Annotated in this window: 13 protein-coding genes; 5 read left to right on the plus strand and 8 right to left on the minus strand. The window is 42.0% G+C overall.

Annotation, left to right across the window (positions count from 1 at the left end; all coding sequences use genetic code 11):
• Positions 1 to 61: 61 nt before the first annotated feature.
• On the plus strand, positions 62 to 619 hold the full coding sequence (locus tag ACR63T_RS07700; RefSeq protein WP_305898322.1) for a DUF2058 domain-containing protein: 558 nt from the start codon (positions 62 to 64) through the stop codon (positions 617 to 619).
• 26 nt (positions 620 to 645) lie between these two features.
• On the opposite strand, the gene ACR63T_RS07705 is transcribed toward ACR63T_RS07700, so the two are convergent.
• From ACR63T_RS07705 to ACR63T_RS07715, 3 genes are all read right to left on the minus strand, one after another.
• On the minus strand, positions 646 to 1536 hold the full coding sequence (locus tag ACR63T_RS07705) for an ATP-binding cassette domain-containing protein (protein WP_472783604.1): 891 nt from the start codon (positions 1534 to 1536) through the stop codon (positions 646 to 648).
• A gap of 80 nt (positions 1537 to 1616) precedes the next feature.
• On the minus strand, positions 1617 to 3581 hold the full coding sequence (locus ACR63T_RS07710; protein WP_472783605.1) for a glycine betaine ABC transporter substrate-binding protein: 1965 nt from the start codon (positions 3579 to 3581) through the stop codon (positions 1617 to 1619).
• A 194-nt stretch (positions 3582 to 3775) separates the two neighbouring features.
• On the minus strand, positions 3776 to 5134 hold the full coding sequence (locus ACR63T_RS07715) for a coniferyl aldehyde dehydrogenase (protein WP_472785257.1): 1359 nt from the start codon (positions 5132 to 5134) through the stop codon (positions 3776 to 3778).
• A gap of 478 nt (positions 5135 to 5612) precedes the next feature.
• On the opposite strand from ACR63T_RS07715, the gene lipB reads away from it, so the two are divergent.
• The 4 genes from lipB (at position 5613) to ampC (ending at position 9329) form a co-directional block, all read left to right on the plus strand.
• Positions 5613 to 6506 (plus strand): lipoyl(octanoyl) transferase LipB, encoded by an 894-nt coding sequence (lipB, locus tag ACR63T_RS07720; RefSeq protein ID WP_472783606.1) that lies wholly within the window; start codon positions 5613 to 5615, stop codon positions 6504 to 6506.
• 222 nt (positions 6507 to 6728) lie between these two features.
• Positions 6729 to 7259, plus strand: coding sequence for an inorganic diphosphatase (locus ACR63T_RS07725; protein ID WP_201569169.1), 531 nt, complete (start codon positions 6729 to 6731; stop codon positions 7257 to 7259).
• 176 nt (positions 7260 to 7435) lie between these two features.
• Positions 7436 to 7900, plus strand: a complete 465-nt coding sequence (locus ACR63T_RS07730; RefSeq protein WP_472783607.1) for a hypothetical protein — start codon at positions 7436 to 7438, stop codon at positions 7898 to 7900.
• 253 nt (positions 7901 to 8153) lie between these two features.
• On the plus strand, positions 8154 to 9329 hold the full coding sequence (gene ampC / locus ACR63T_RS07735) for a class C beta-lactamase (protein ID WP_472783608.1): 1176 nt from the start codon (positions 8154 to 8156) through the stop codon (positions 9327 to 9329).
• Between the two features lie 84 nt (positions 9330 to 9413).
• Here ampC and ACR63T_RS07740 read toward each other — a convergent pair whose 3' ends face one another.
• The 5 genes from ACR63T_RS07740 to ACR63T_RS07760 all read right to left on the minus strand — a co-directional run bounded on the left by ACR63T_RS07740 (position 9414) and on the right by ACR63T_RS07760 (position 16136).
• Positions 9414 to 10280 (minus strand): hypothetical protein, encoded by an 867-nt coding sequence (locus ACR63T_RS07740; protein ID WP_472783609.1) that lies wholly within the window; start codon positions 10278 to 10280, stop codon positions 9414 to 9416.
• A 195-nt stretch (positions 10281 to 10475) separates the two neighbouring features.
• Positions 10476 to 11390: a lantibiotic ABC transporter permease gene (locus ACR63T_RS07745; protein ID WP_472783610.1), complete on the minus strand. Its 915-nt coding sequence runs from the start codon at positions 11388 to 11390 to the stop codon at positions 10476 to 10478.
• 289 nt (positions 11391 to 11679) lie between these two features.
• Positions 11680 to 12564 carry an SDR family NAD(P)-dependent oxidoreductase gene (locus ACR63T_RS07750; protein WP_201569175.1) on the minus strand — a complete coding sequence of 295 codons (885 nt, stop codon included), beginning with the start codon at positions 12562 to 12564 and terminating at the stop codon, positions 11680 to 11682.
• Between the two features lie 362 nt (positions 12565 to 12926).
• A complete protein-coding gene (gene dusB, locus ACR63T_RS07755; RefSeq protein ID WP_472783611.1) occupies positions 12927 to 13994 on the minus strand; it encodes a tRNA dihydrouridine synthase DusB in 1068 nt (355 codons plus the stop codon).
• A gap of 93 nt (positions 13995 to 14087) precedes the next feature.
• Complete coding sequence (locus ACR63T_RS07760; RefSeq protein WP_472783612.1) at positions 14088 to 16136, minus strand: BCCT family transporter; 2049 nt, start codon at positions 16134 to 16136, stop codon at positions 14088 to 14090.
• Positions 16137 to 16342: the final 206 nt, after the last annotated feature.

The raw sequence follows: 16342 nt of genomic DNA on the forward strand, positions 1-16342 counted from the left end.
TTTATTAATTATTTATTTAAAAGTCACTTATTTAGAACCTACTTATTTTGAGAATTAAATTATGGCAAAAAATGCCCTGCAAGCGCAGCTGTTAAAAGCTGGATTAGTCGATAGTAAAAAAGCGAACAAGATAAGCAAACAATCTCAACATGCTAAGCGCACAGGGGATGCCTCCAACATTGAGGCCAAAAAAGCATTAGCCGAGGCGCAGGCCAAAAAGGTCGCTAAGGATCAGCAACTTAATCATGAAAAGCAGCAGCTTTTGGAGCAAAAAACCTTACATGCTAATATTATTCAAATGATAAAACAGCATCAGCTCACAAACACTCAGGGCGAGGTCAGTTATCAGTTTGTCGATAATAGCAAAATCAAAAAGCTCTATGTCACCCAGAAGCTCTATGAGCAAATAGTTGCAGGTCATGTGGTTATTGCGCGCTTAGAAGATAATAGCAGCTTAGACAACCCTCTGAATTATGCCCTACTACCGCGGCCACTAGCCGATCGTATTGAGTCCAAATTGACAGGATTCATAGTAGTGTCGAATGATAAGTCAGATATCGAGCTGGAGGAAGATGATCCTTATGCCGCTTATGTGATTCCAGATGATTTGATGTGGTAGTTTTCCTAATCGAATGAGGATATACCCTAATGCTTAGCACTCATAAACTGCGCAACATAATCATCCGCAGGCGTGTCACGTAATTGCGCAGGGGTACCCGTCTGTACTAAGCGCCCGCCATTCAAGATACTAATACGCTGACCGACTTTGACTGCTTCGTCGATATCATGAGTGATAAAAACAATGGTTTTATGCAGGCGCTCTTGCAGCTCTAATAGCTGATCTTGCAATTGATTGCGAATAAGGGGATCCAGCGCGGAAAACGCCTCATCCATTAGCAGTATAGGGGTATCTGTAGCCAAAGCACGCGCCAGCCCTACCCGCTGCTGCATCCCACCTGATAACTCATCGGGATAGCTTTGCTCTAGATTTGGCAAGCCAACTTCGTTTAGCCAATGCCGTGCGATCTCATGGCGCGCGCTGACACTCATTTTGCGCACTCGTAGACCGTAAGCGACATTCTGAATAACGGTCAGATGCGGCATTAAGCCAAAATGCTGAAATACCATACTGATGGTTTGCTGGCGATATTGCTGCAGGCCTTTATCATCTAATTCTAAAATATTAATAGCAGAATCTGTCACGCTGTTACTGGTGCGCTTTGCTTCAAAATTACTCTTATCAAGGGTAGTCGAGTTGATGCTAGTATCTACCCATATCTTGCCACTAGTCGGATCTATCAGACGATTAAGATGGCGTATCAGCGTTGATTTACCCGAACCTGACAGCCCCATAATACAATGCAGCTCACCTGCTTTTATCGCCAGATTGACATCATATAGTCCTACCGAATACCCTGTTTGCGCTTTTAGCGTAGCGCTATCCATGCCCTCAGCTAATAGCTTCAATGCTGACTCTGCTTGCTTGCCTTTAGCATTATATATCTTACTGATATTTTCAAGTTGAATATGATTCATTATTATTCTCAATTTGCTAATTTTTAATATGGATTCAAAAAGCTACTGTTTATAAACTCAAGTCATAAGTTTAAAAAACTTTAGCCAGCATGGCGCTTGGCTGCGGCAATAGTCTTTTGACGGGCGCGTTTACCTTGACCAAAGGCTTGAGTAATACGATCAATAATAATGGCTACTATGACAATAGCCGTCCCTGCTTGCAGACCTTGCCCAATATTGAGGGTCTGGATAGATTGCAACACATCTTCACCAAGGCCTGGCGCACCAATCATAGAGGCCAATACCACCATGGCTAGTGACATCATAACCGCCTGATTGATACCTGCCATGATGCTAGGCAGCGCTTGTGGTAGCTTAATCCAAATCAATAATTGCCAATGCGTGCTACCAAATGAGCGCCCCGCTTCTATCATTTCATGATTAACCTGCTTAATACCGAGCGTCGTTAAGCGAATAAGTGGTGGCAACGCATAAATAATCGTCGCAAATAGCGCAGGTACTTTGCCAATACCAAACAGCATAAGCACAGGTATCAAGTAGACAAAGCTTGGCATCGTCTGCATCACATCTAGGATAGGCGTGACTATCTTACGTAATATAGTACTCCCCGACATCGCAATTCCGATAGGAATACCGATAATAACCGTGACTAATACTGAGACAATAAGCAAAGCAAAAGTATCGATCAGGGCAACCCAGAGACCAAAAGAGCCAATCAAAAACAGCCCAAAGCCGCAAGCTAAGGCAAACCATATTTTGCGCACGCCAAACCAAGCTAATATCGTGACTAGAGCGATAATCAGCCAAGGCGGAACGATAGTTAACAGACGCTCGATGGGCAGTAGTAAATAAGTCAACGCGACATGGCTGATACCTCGAAACACATCACCGTAGTTTTTGACTAGCGCTGATAAAGATCGATTTAAGGGGTCTTCGAGCGACCATGAAGGGAAATATGAGGATAAAGCTAGTATAGAGCTAGTGCTGTCAACGCTATTAAGCGGACTATCCACCCCAGTATTACCAGCACCACTTGCTTCAGTATTTATACCAAGAGTTATTGCAAGGTTATTTGCAGCTTCAGGTGTCAGCCAAGATTGCCAAACTTGCGGATTCTCTCGTAAGAATACGAGCGCTTGCTCATCACCGCTGCGCTTATTCTCACTCATAGCTAAGATTGCGCCATTGAGCTGATCGGCGGTGAGCTGCACTTTTTTATAAGCTTCTGTTAGCTCTGGATGACTGGCGATAAAAGGCGTTGAGGCCGCAATTGCTAAAGGCGATACAGGCGCGCCTGAGACACAGTTAGAAGTACCTTCGGCTAATAATAAGTCCTGCCAGCAAGCATCATCATGTGGCGGAAACTCTATCTTGGCAAAGTCATATTTAGCGATTAGCCCTGTTGGCTGCCAATAATAAAACAGTAACGGTTTGCGCTGCTCAAAGGCGGAGGCAATTTCCGCATCTAGTGCTGCGCCTGTACCTGGATGAGCATTGTTAAAGGTGCTATCAAGCCCTGTGTTTTCAAGCAGGCGCGTGTTAAACACTTCACACGCCCAGCCCGATGGACAGTTCATAAAACGCGCTTTACTGGGGTCTTCAGGATCGGTAAATAATTCGCTGTATTTGGGCAAATCTTGATAGCGACGCAAGCCTGGATTATCATCCATCACATATTGCGGAACATACCAGCCTTGGGTGGCACCGCCTTTGAGCGTATCACCAATCACCGCGACTTTATTATCGCTAATGGCTTGCTCCATGATCGGCGAGCGCCCCACCCACTGCTCGCCAATGATTTGGATATCATCTTGCGACAATGCAGTCTCAAGCGCAGGCCCAGCCCCTGGTACTTCCTCGATGGCGCAGCCGTAACCGTTCTCAGTAATGTATTTTAGAATACCTGTAGTGAACTGCCCGCTCTCCCATGTCAGTGCCCCAAATTTGATCGGCGTATCACAGTTTGTGGCTGAAGCTGCCAATACCGTTGATGACAAGAACAAAGAGCTTATTAATAATAAACTTATCGCAATCCATTGGCGCATAAAATGTCCTAATTATTAAAATTTTTATTATTAACAAGTTTTAAAAGTGTAGCTGCTTATCCTATCTATAACCAACAGCTATTTGGTAACGGTTTTAAAACGAATTATAAAAAACAAGTTATAAAAGATAGGCATAAAAAAGCGCTTATCGTGATAAGCGCTTTTTATTAAAATAAATATTTAAAACAAGCAGGCTACTTTAAGAACATACCCATAGCTCGTTTGAATAACTTGTCATATGGTGGCAAGAATAAATTCAGACCGTTCAGTTTAGACTGTACAAATACAGGCTTCATATGGCTTAAGCGCTCAAAGCCTGCTTTGCCATGATAAGAGCCCATTCCTGAATGACCGACACCACCGAATGGTAGATCATGCTGCGCCACATGAATAATGACTTCGTTAATACAAACGCCACCTGAAACGGTATGAGTTCGTATCTGCTCAATGCTGCGATCATCATTACCGAATACATAGAGCGCCAAAGGACGTGGACGATCATTGATAAAATCAATCGCATCATCAAGGGTGTCATAATGCATCAAAGGCAGTACAGGGGCAAAGATCTCATTCTGCATAACGTCGCTATCAAGCGCAGGCTCCGTGACGATAACAGGTGGCATTAAGCGTGTCTCAGTATTGGCATCGACATCAGTCGTCTTATGAACGCTATCGGCAGGCAAGCTCTCAACATAGCCTTGTACACGATCAAACTGCTGCTGATTAATGATATAACTGTAATCTTCGTTGTTAGCGATATCTGGATAATGCGCTTGCATCCACTCTTTGGCTAACTCAATAAAGCGCTGATGCAGCGGACGTTGAATCAACACATAATCAGGCGCGATACAAGTCTGACCTGCATTAATCGTTTTGCCCATCATCACTCGATTAACCGCTGATTCAAGATTGGCATCGTCAAGCACGATCACCGGCGACTTACCGCCCAGCTCTAGAGTCACAGGCGTCAAGTTTGGCGCGGCGGCAGCCATTACTTTTTTGCCGACCTCAGTTGAGCCTGTATAAAGCAGATGATCAAACGGTAATTTACTAAACTCTGTCGCTATATCGACCTCTCCTAACACGACGCTGACCATGTCGGAGGAAAAATACTGCGCAATTGCCTCAGCAAAGGCTTGCGCAAACTTAGGCGCCGCTTCACTCATTTTTATCATGATGCGGTTACCAGCGGTCAGCGCATCTATCATCGGCCCTATCGCTAGATACAGCGGATAGTTCCACGGTACCATAATACCGATAAGACCTAATGGCTGTGGCTGAATCTCGTTATGAGCGGGCAAGTATAAAGCGGAGATAGCCACGCGGCGGGTTTTCATCCAAGATTTGCCGTTCTTTTTGGCATGTGTGATGCCCGTAAAGCTTGGGAATAGCTCAGCAAATTGAGTCTCAGAGGTGCTGCGATAGCCGAAATCGCTACTTATAGATTGGGCTAGCGTATCTTGATTGTCTCGAAGTAGCGCATCTAGCTTATCCAGTAGCTCGGCGCGCGTGTCCCAATCTAGGATAGGCTGAGTACGGCTAAGCTCTTGCATATGCGTAAACTGAGCTTTTAGCTTATCTATAGTCGTGATGATGCTAGGTTTAGCAGTAGACTGAGTGTTAGCATTTAAGCTGTCAAGATGACGCTCATCAAGCTTTTGATCAAAAGTGTTCTGTATAGTATCCATTATCGGTCATCCCTTTAGTCATAAGTGTTAGAATAAATGCATTCTAGGCTAGTCATCAATTGATTTATTCAATAGAAGGCCTTGAGCTAATAACTTATTTTATTTAATTGCTATGTAATGTAACTTATTGACTAGACAATGAAAAGTTTATTTATAACACTGATAGGTGCGAAATAGGTTACAAATCAGCTATAAAATCTTAATAATGAGTCAAGATTGAATAATGACTCTCACTGGAGTTTAAACGCTTTTATCAAAATACTGCTAAACTCTAGCTATTAATCTACAATACTACTGTGCTCGTTTAGAATCCTTATGCTAAAACTATAAGACGATAACGCTTATGACCTCGACGACTCCTATCAATGCCGATGATTTTAACAACGGTCTTGCTAATGATCTTAATAACAGTCTTGATAATACCAGTCAGGCTGCTGATTTGTGTATCAATAAGACTAATATTAATGCCACGCTTATAAGCAAATCGCTAAACGCTGCTGATTATAATCCCACTCATGAAGCCATGCTGGCGCGTACTCTAGAGCGCATCGCTGTCAAAAAACAGCAGGAACTGCGCACCCCTGATGAGCTATGGATCGTCGATCATAATGATGTCTACACCCTTGGGCAGGCGGGCAAAGAGGAACATATCTTAGCGCATACCACTACCCCTATTATCAAGACGGATCGCGGCGGACAAGTCACTTGGCACGGGCATGGACAGCTAGTGATTTATTGGCTATTTGATCTGCATAGTTTAGGCTGGAGTGTGCGCAACTTAGTCTCACATGCTGAGCAAGCGATTGAAGATGTCATAAACGAATGTCTGCATGGGCAAAATAATATCTATGCTAAGGCACGTAGTGATGCGCCTGGCGTCTATCTATATAGCAAAATAGATGCTAATGCTAACAAAGGCATTGAAAATAACAATGACCCTATTATGCTCGGCAAAATGGCTTCATTGGGCTTTAAGATCAAGCACGGCTTTAGCTATCATGGTATCGCGCTCAATATTGATTGCGACCTAAAAGCCTTTAATGCGATTAATCCTTGCGGCTACGCGGGTATGCAGATGTTACGCTTGAGCGATTTTATTACTATAAATGACAATAATGCGATGAGTGGTGCTGACACTGATTCATTAAGTTATAGCGAGGTCACCCAAAAGCTTATTGATAATATTGCTCAGCGTCATGCTGGAATCCTTAAGCTGCGTCCTATCGCTGCTAACTGACTAACAATAAAATATATTGAGTCTTTTTTTGCATAATATCGTGCCAGCTTTGACTTAAGCGTAATCACAAAAACGCGGTCAAACTTGCTATACTCGCTCTCGATATAATTTATGCAGGGTTACGACTTATTGCACCGTCGATAAAGTGTGTAGCCCGTGATAAAAACAGTGCATTACCCTTTTAATAACTTTCTATTTTTAACAAAAAGCACAGGAGTAGTTATGGCAGATTTTAATAAAATTTTGGACGCAGGTGATGTTGATGGCGGTATTATCAATGTAGTCGTTGAGATTCCAGCAAATAGCAGTCATAAGATAGAGTGGAACCGCGAGTTAGCCGTTTTTGAGCTGGATCGTATTGATCCGCAAATCTTTGCTAAGCCTTGCAACTATGGTTTTATCCCGCAAACCTTGGACGAAGATGGCGATGAGCTAGATGCGTTAATTATCACCGAACAGCCGCTACCTACTGGCATATTCTTAAAAGCCAAAGTCATTGGTGTGATGAAATTCGTTGATGATGGCGAAGTCGATGACAAAATCGTCGTTGTTCCTGCTGATGATCGTGACACAGGCAACGCCTATAACAGCTTAGAGGATCTGCCAAAACAGCTTATCAATCAGCTAAACTTCCATTTTAGTCACTATAAAGACCTGAAAAAAGCAGGCACAACGGTGGTTGAGTCTTGGGGTGATGTCACGGAAGCCAAAGAAGTCATCAAAGAGTCTATTCAGCGCTGGAAAGATTTATAATTTTAGAAAAATTGTAAGTCATAAAACTATAAATTTTAAAAATCTCAAAAATACCGCAATCAAGTTGATAGCGGTATTTTTTTGGATAACGATTCGATTATAAAATTCAGCCATAGAATTGCTATACTAGGCCATGTTGTTAAAAACCGTTTTGACTTTTGCCTATAAGGATTTTTATGTTCAATCCAGACGCTAGCGCCCAATCAATCCGTAAAAAGCTGCCAAAATCGGTTGTGATCATGGTCGAAAAAGGCAATTTGGTTATGGCAATTAAAACCTTAGCAGCGGATGAAGGTATCTCAATGGAGACAGCCAAAGCTCGTATTGATGAGTATGAAGACGCTATCAAAGCCAAACAGCAGCAAAAGCTGACAACTATCGCCAATAAACAAGGCATCCCTAATAGCGCTATTAGCTTTGATGAAGCGCCTATCGAAGAAGAATTTGGCACGCTATCAAAGGATAAAGTTAAGACCACACCAACAGAACAAGGTTTTAAGAGTCTGCAAGCTGGGGTCAATAGTCAGCTTGATGACTTAGGTTATAAAAAGCCGTTCGTGCCTTTTTGGGGTAAGCGTCTGCTCATTATCGCAATCATTATGCTCGGCGTATTTTGGATATTATGGCGTGTTTTTAGTTAAATAGTCTGTTGTAAGTGGTTTCATTATAGTGGTCTGTTTTAAGTAGTCTATTTATTGATTATCAGGACTGTTTTGGTAGTTTCGTAGGGGTGTACTCTATTGGAAGCAATCTGTAGTACTGAATCGTTAAGATTGTCAGGGATTCAGCATTCTGAGATAATATAAAGCGGTATACCCTAACTAAAAGCAAAGCGCTATTTGCATATGCATTAAATTCTTAGTCCATTTATTAGAATAAACGAGAAGCCCTACAATGAAAAGATTCGTTCAAACTCTGTTAAATCAAGTAGGACTTATCGCTTTAGTGACAGTAGCATTGCTATCTGCAACGGTACAGGCAGCTGACAGTGATGATCTTCTGGAAAATGCCGTTGATCAGCAAGCCAAATTACTAATGAACGAGCATGATATTTCAGGGATGGCTTTTGGCATTATTATTGATGGTAAATCACACTTCTATCATTATGGTTTGGCTGATAAGAAAGCCAAAATACCTGTCTCAGAAAACACTATTTTTGAGCTAGGCTCAATCAGTAAAACGTTTGCGGCTACTTTAGCCAGTTATTCAGAATTAAATGGCACACTTAAGTTAGAATATACCGCTGACAAATATATTCCCTATCTAAAAAACAGCCCCATTGGCAATACTAAGCTTATAAACCTAGCCACCTATTCCGCTGGTGGTCTGCCGCTACAAGTCCCTGATGACGTTAAAAATAATGAACAGTTACTTCGTTATTATAAATCTTGGCAGCCAGTCTTTCCCGTCAACTCAACGCGTTTATATTCCAATGCTAGCATAGGATTGTTTGGCTATATATCTGCATTGAGCATGGACGCTGATTACACACAATTGATGGAAGAAAAAATACTGCCGTCACTCAATATGCCCAATACCTTTATCAATGTGCCTAGTGACAAGATGGCTGATTATGCGTTTGGTTATAATGCTGCTGGTGATGCTATCCGAGTCAATCCTGGCATGTTAGACGCTGAAGCCTATGGTATTAAATCCACCATTAAAGATATGACGCATTTTATGGCGGCTAATATGGGGCTGGTGCCGCTGGATAAAGATATTCAGCAAGCGTTAGTCAATAATAGAAAGGGTTACTATCAGGCGAGCACTTTTACACAAGGGTTAGGATGGGAGATGTACCCTTATCCTACTCAGCTAAATACCTTACTCGAAGGCAACTCAATGGACGTGGTGCTAAAGCCCCAAACCATTACAACAGATAATCATCCAACGCCTATTTTAAACAACGTCTGGGTCAACAAAACAGGCGCTACTAATGGGTTTGGTGGCTATATCGCTTATATTCCTGCCGAAAAATCAGGCATTGTCATTTTGGCAAATAAAAACTATCCAAATGCGGATAGGGTGAGAGCTGCGTATACGATTTTAGAGAGTGCGATAACTCATTGATTGAGCATGAGTCACAAAGCGACTTTATAAAAGCGACCTTTCACTAATAACCCAGCTAGATGCTGGGTTTTTTACGTTCAACTTTTAAGAGCAACCTTCCACCAAATAAATCGCTTCTGGAATACCAATATCTATGCTTTTTACCTCACCTTTTAAGAGGTTTTTATGGTCTGCTGTCCACTCAGTCGTCTTAATCGTAGAATTACTCAGCTTTTGACCGCCTTTAATATGATATTCAATTTGTAGGGGCAACTTATCCTGTTTATTATTAAGCTCAATATTGTCGTTTTTTAAGAATTCTTCAAGTGGGCTTTCTTTTATCACCTTAAAATTGACATTAGCAATCAGGTTATAGTAATCACCATCAACTGCATATTTATCGACCTCGTAGCTAAGCTCGTCATTATGTGCTTTCATAACGTCTGTAGCTAAATTGCCAACGTTGATGTCTTTATAAAACGCTATGCTTGGATCCTGAATACTGATCAGAGCAACTTTACCATCTATGATTTGATATAGCACAGAAGCACGTTCACCGTAATCTTTATCGATATAGCTCAATTTTGGATTACTGACGTAATAGCATTGTTCGTTACCGCTCTTGGCTTTGGTCATTCCTAGGCTACTTAGCAATTCGGGGGTAATAACCTGACCGAAGCTTAGTTTCTGATACCCTGACGGACTGACGGTTTTCTCATCAGCTATATCTGCTGCTTCGTTAGTTTGTACTTTATCCGTAGCACTCGTATCTGTAGGCGCTGGATTGACAGACATCTCATCATCCTTAGCCACATTTTTATCTGTATTATTCGTTTGTGCAGTGCCGTCATTACTTGAAGGTGAAGGCTGTGAGTTACAGCCTGTCATCAGTTGTACAGTACCGATTAGTAAAGCAGAAGCCATTGCCGTTTTGAATATAGGCAATGATGATTTTAAATGAAAAAATAACATGACTTAATTCCTGAATTTGGATCATTGATATTAATATATACCTTAACGGACCCTATATAAACTGTCTTTCTTATGCTCAATAGATTCAAGTCCTCACTAGGGAACCTGACCCTTACCTCATAATGTCAATGACATAAAAAAGGATACCTCAGCCCTTAGATACCATGAGCTGAAAACTAACTTTAAATCTATAGTTCAAGGTGTATGGCGTTTTGCCATATATTTGCCCAGTAAAGGTAAGCAGAATGCTGGTAATTGAAAGGCACCCAGTAACGGTAGAAACACCGCGCCCATAAAGGGTACCGTTATAGTGTAAGCAAGTAGTACATTGCGTCCGCCACATACCAGCGCAGCGACAATGGCATTTTCATAGCCAAAACGCCGATATATGATATAAGCGCTAAAATAAAACACCAATGCCAATACCGAACTTAGCACTAGTAATAACAATGCTTGCCACGGATCGTGGTCAAAGGTAGTACGAAATCCTGCCATCAGTCCCAATGGAAACAACATCAGCAGTAAAATATTAAACTGTCCAATTTTGGGATAATAACGTGACAAAATAGCAGGTGGAACGAACCGACGCACCCCTACAGCTAGTACCATTGGCATAACGATATAAACTAACAAGCGTTTGATATAAGTACCAACATCTAAATGCGCATTTCCATCGCCTAATAGCCACAATACGCCTAATAAGGTAAATGGCATAACGAGGGTCGCAGCGATAGTTTTTGCCGTTGCCAGTTGTGCATCAAACCCCACTGCATTGACCAACGCACCACTACCAAATAATGGAGCAGTGGCACCAAGACCTGCAATGGCCAATAGCCAATCGCCACGTACACCAAGCGCATAAGCAATGACTATCAAAGCTAGACTCATGCCCCCGCTTTGTAACAAGGCAAAAACCCAGACATAGCTTGTCGCTATACGCTTTAACAGCGCATATTGATCGATACCCAATAAAGTGAAAAACATCAAGAAGAACAGTATTTGGGGTAAATATACCAATACTGCATTGGATAAGTTTGGAAAAATAAAGCCCACAATAGCGCAAACTGGCATAATTAATGTGCTATGACGCGCAATAAAACGAAGAAGCATGACCTATCCTAATAAAAATATTCATAAAAAAGTGGGGGAGTAATACCCACTTTTTTACCATCCGTTATGAAAATAATCCCCACATAATACGCTTTTAGTACTTTAATTATCTAGGGTCTGTTGAACAATACACTGCTACAAACCACTCAAAATCTTAGTGCCATTGTCCTAAAGCCAAACCTTAAAGTCTTCACTGGGAAATCGCGCGTATCCTCGTAGAATCAATTAAACAAAAAAAGGATACCGAAGTATCCTTTAATTCTTAGAGAGTAATATTAAACTATTGGAATTAATGCTCGCCAGGGATCAGCTTTGCAAAGGCACGTTGGGCGATATTAGGTTTAGAGTCCGTGGTTTGTGCGGCACTTGAGCTTGGGAAGATACGATAGCCAATAGACTGGACACCGACGTTGAACGCTGGCACTAATGAATAAGTCGCCGACGCAAATTTACCCATATTACTAGCGATGCTATTGGGCTGCTCTACTATCGCTTTTGCTACCATCATTGCTGCCTCATCAGGCATCAGCGCTGGCATATAACGGTACAGCTTAGTCGGCGCAATCATAGGCGTGCGCACTAGCGGCATAAAGACATTGGTTATGGTGATATTATTGCCTTTTACTTCAGCAGCTAGACAACGACTGAAAGCATCCAATGCTGCCTTTGATGCGACGTAAGCGGCAAAGCGTGGACTATTAGCAAGTACACCAATAGAGGAGATGTTAACAATTTGACCTGTCTGGCGACTAATCATAGTTGGTAAAAAGGCCAAAATAGTCTTAACCGCACCAAAATAGTTAATACTCATGGTGCGCTCAAAATCATGAAAGCGATTGACCGACTCATGAACCGAACGGCGGATAGAGCGTCCTGCATTGTTTACCAGTATATCTATATGACTGAAGTCAGCAATAATTTGATTAGTGATTTTTTCGATATCATCCATATCCGTCAAATCACAAGCATAATAACTAGCTTTACCGCCGTTTTGCTCGATTTCGTCCTTGACCATCTTAAGATTTTCTTCTGTACGTGCCAGTAAAATGACATGAGCGCCACATTCGCTAAGCAAATGCGCAGTGCGCTCACCAATACCACTTGAGGCACCTGTGATAAGAATGTTCTTGCCCTTAACGGCCTTAGCGATTACTTTTTTTGATATATTAGCCATAAAACGTCCTTGTTGTTTAATGTGGTCCAGCCACTATCCAGTTTTAGCATAGCAAAAACTAATTACTCTTAGTTAAAGAGATGCGCATAAAGCCTTATAATGCAGCGATTATCACCATTAAGCAAATATTTGTAAAGGTATTAGTAGTCATAGTAATCTATCAGTTATATAGTACCGTTTAGCTTATTGCTATTGACAAATATTATTTAGCAAATATCAAAGCATTATTAATCAGTAACTATTTAGCAGTAGCTTTCATTTTTCGCTAATTTATCTTATGCACTAACTTACTTATATAAAACAGCTCGCAAGTCTTAAAAAACAATCTATTAGAGGCTTTAAAATCGATATTTTAAATCACTTTATTCATGCGCTTGTAAAAAACTCTCCACTACTTTGAATTGTCCAGCAGTGCTCTCCTCCCCATACATCGCTTGGCGAAAGGCATTAGAATTAGGAATACCTGTGGTATACCAAGCAATATGCTTACGAGCGATACGACAGCCAGAGTATTCACCGTAAAATCCATACAACTCTTGCAAATGTGTCAACACTATCTCTTTAATCTCACTAACCGTTGGCGCAGCTAGTACCTGACCTGTGCGCAGATAATGCTCGATATCACGAAACAGCCATGGCTGACCTTGAGCGGCGCGACCGATCATCACCGCATCACAGCCCGTTAGCTCGTAAACCTGCTGAGCTTTTTGGGCGCTATCGATATCACCATTGGCAATGACGGGGATGCTAATACTGTCTTTGACCTCACGTATCAGCTCATAACGTGCCTCGCCTGTATACATATCCTCGCGAGTACGACCATGAATAGCAATCGCCGCAATGCCCGCTTGCTCGGCCATCTTGGCGACGCGCAGAATATTCTCGCGACCATTCTCAAAGCCTAAGCGCGTCTTTAGCGTTACTGGTGCGTCGACCGCGTTTACTGCTGCATCAAGTAATCTTGCGACTAGATCCTCATCTTGTAGCAGCGCTGACCCTGCCAGCTTACGGCAGACCTTTTTGGCAGGACAGCCCATATTGATATCGATAATCTGTGCACCATTATCGATCTGATAGCGTGCCGCTTCGGCGAGTTTATCGGGCTCAGCCCCTGCAATTTGTGCAGAGATAGGCGCAATTTCATTATCGAAGTTAGCACGATAAAGCGACTTTTTACGCGCATAAAGCGCCGTATCAGCGATGATCATTTCGCTGACTGCGTGACCTGCGCCAAAGGATTTGCACAATCTGCGAAAAGGATTATCTGTGACGCCAGCCATTGGCGCGACCATTAAGCGGTTCTCTATCGTCAAGCCGCCAATCGCTAATGGCTGTAATAGCGGATGAGCACTATCAGACCTCGCTGCTGCGGCAGTATTGGGACTGAGTTCTAGACTTGATTTTGGACGAATGAGCGTATTTATAGACATAAAAAAAGGCTTGCCCTTTGATAAAATTAAATCAATAAAAACAAGCCGTTATTCTAAGGGTTATTATAGGTTTTGCAAGGTTTAAAACCGATACTATTTATCAAACACACTACCCTGCTCAAGGGTAAGGTCTTCATCATGCTCTTGCATACGCCATGGCAAACTATTAGGCGACTCATTTAAGAAGTGCAAGTACTTTTCAAACTGATCAATGATGTCGTTAATGACAGACTCTGATTGATAGCCATATAGATCATAGGTTTGGGCACCGCGGCGTAAGTACACTTGCGCTCGATGATAGTGATCTTGCGATAGCCCATTTTTTGAGTCATCTGAGTAATAATCAGGCGTATCATAATGTGATAAGCGCACTTCATACCAAAACTCGACATCGTCACCACGTTGTAATTCCAATACCGCTCGATTATTAGTATCATCGTAGTTAACTTCAGGAATCCAACCTGTCTCTTTAAATTTCTCGGCCACCTCAGTCATAGACGACATAACCGTACCTTTGATATATTCCAGTACTTCCTCACGACTTGGTTGTTCGGTAATATAGTCAATACGGTCGCGCCATGATTCAAGTTTGAGCAGGTGCGGTGGTAGATGATTGTCATTGGCCAAACTTTGATTACGATGACCCTCAATGCGTAGGGCACGCCACATGCCAAAGATAGAGATTAAAATAATAATGGCAAAAGGTAGAGCACTGACGATAGCCGCCGTTTGCAACGCTGTCAAACCACCTGCAATTAACAGAACAGCAGCAACTGCGCCCTCTGTTACTACCCAAAATGAGCGCTGCCACCATGGTGTATCACTACGGCCACCAGCTGCTAGTGAGTCAATCACTAGTGACCCTGAATCCGATGAAGTCACAAAAAAAGTAATAATTAACAATACCGTGATAGAAGATATTATCTGAGTAAAAGGCAGATTCTCTAATAATTTGAATAACGCAATCGCTTGGTTATTCTGCACGTCAGTGATTAAAGAGTCATACCCTTGAACCATAATCATATTAAGCGCAGTATCACCGAATACTGAAAACCAAAAGAAGGTGAAAATAGTTGGCACCAGCATGACACCCGCGATGAACTCACGGATAGTACGGCCACGGCTGATTTTAGCGATAAACAAACCAACAAAAGGCGCCCAGGCAATCGTCCATGCAAAGATAAACAGTGTCCAACTACCAATCCAATCACTAGACTTGTAAGCTTGCAAACTAAAACTACGCTCAACGATATTACCTAAATAACTGCCCGTGTTTTCCATAAAAGCGTTTAGAATAAATATCGTTGGACCCACAACGAATACAAAAATCATTAATGAAGTTGCCAGCACCATATTTAAGATAGATAAGCGCTTGACCCCTTTGTCCATACCTGCCAACACTGATATCAGCGCCAAACCCGTCACCACTGCAATCGTAATCACTTGTACCGTTGTATTAACGGGGACTAAGTTAGGTAATAGATAATTTAAACCCGCATTAATTTGTGCGACAGATAGCCCTAAACTAGTGGCAATACCAAACATCGTCCCTAAAATTGCAAAGACATCAACCGTATGACCAATAGGACCATAGATTTTATCACCGATAAGTGGATAAAGAGTGGAACGTATAGACAAAGGCAAACCATGTCGAAAGGCGAAATAGGCCAGCGATAAACCAACAACCCCATAGATCGCCCAAATATGCAAGCCCCAATGAAAATAGGCGATCTGCATGGCTTCTTTAGCGGCAGCAATAGTTTCAGGCTGTGAGAGTGGCGGACTCGCAAAATGTATTACTGGCTCGGCTACACCATAAAATAGTAGTGCAATGCCGTAACCTGCTGAAAACAGCATCGCAAACCATTCGAGAAACTTATATTCCGCTTCGCCATGATCAGGACCGAGCTTGATACTGCCATAAGATGAAAAAGCTAGCATAATGATAAAAATCAAAAATATAGCGACCGCTAGCATATAAAACCAGCCGAAAGTGTCGGTAATAAAATTGAGCACATCGCTGAATACTGCACCAGCAGCTTCTGGATTAATAGACGTACCAATAACTAACAAAATCATAATGATAGCTGCTGGTATAAATACAGGCAGCAAGATGGTAGAACGAGAGGATCTATTTTCCATAAACGTGGTCTCTTATTATTATGGTAACAAGGTTCTATTAAAAGTTCTGTTACTAGCCTTAAGCATTGAGCACTTACAGCCACTGAATCCATATAACGATGCTATGCAGGTTATAAAAAAGGTTGTAGGCGACAATAATTAACACAATCATTAGAAAAACCCCAGAAAACGACCTAACATATAACAATACATTAACATTTGTTACT

It is taken from the genome of Psychrobacter sp. M17(2026) (genome assembly GCF_055699815.1).